The following is a 701-nucleotide window of genomic DNA, read 5'->3' on the forward strand; positions in this document are numbered from 1 at the left end:
GACTGTTCGTTGGGCGTGGACGAGGCAGCGTTGGATGCGTGTTGTTGGCCAGCAGTGGTGGATGGCTGATTGGGCACCTTGTCCGCCGTCTGTGACTGCGATTAGTGGTGCGGCAATGGGGCGTAGGAGTTCGGTGTAGGCGGCGGTGGTTTCGTGTCTGGCCCAGGTCCAGTTGATGACGTGGGTTTTACTGGCTGCGATCAGGAGGCATCCGGACTTTAGATAGGTCGCGTCGAGGAAGATTTGGTCATGGATGCGGAATGAGTCGATGGTGGGTGTGGGGATGATCCACCAGCACCATCGGAATCGGTGGTGCATGGTTTGCCTGGTTACGCCATGGTGTGCGGCGAAGGTGGTTAGAGATTGGGTGCCGGTGGCCCATTGGATGAACAAAGCCATGGTGGCGGTGTTTTTGTTGTGGGTTTGGGTGTTGCGGGTAAAGGAGTGTCCGCAGTGGGTGCAGCGCCAACGGGTGGTTGATTTGCTGGTGGTGCCGTTTTTCTTTGTGTTGTTGCCGCATAGTGGGCAGCTGGGGCGGTTGGTGGTCATCCTTTAATCCAACCGGTGTGCGGTTAGCACAAATGTGGCCGGAGGTGCGGGATGGTGTGGGTAATAGCTTTCGGGGAGCTATTCTTTGGTGATTTGTGGTGTGTGGTCTGGGGTTATGGTGGCATGCGGACACACTTTTCTTTACTTAACCC

General features: G+C 56.5%; 1 pseudogene. It reads right to left on the minus strand.

Annotated features, from left to right (window positions below):
- Positions 1-549, minus strand: a pseudogene (locus QP995_RS10805) (IS256-like element IS3503 family transposase); the annotation flags it as partial.
- Positions 550-701: the final 152 nt, after the last annotated feature.

It is taken from the genome of Corynebacterium sp. MSK032 (genome assembly GCF_030232065.1).
Taxonomy (GTDB): domain Bacteria; phylum Actinomycetota; class Actinomycetes; order Mycobacteriales; family Mycobacteriaceae; genus Corynebacterium; species Corynebacterium jeikeium_D.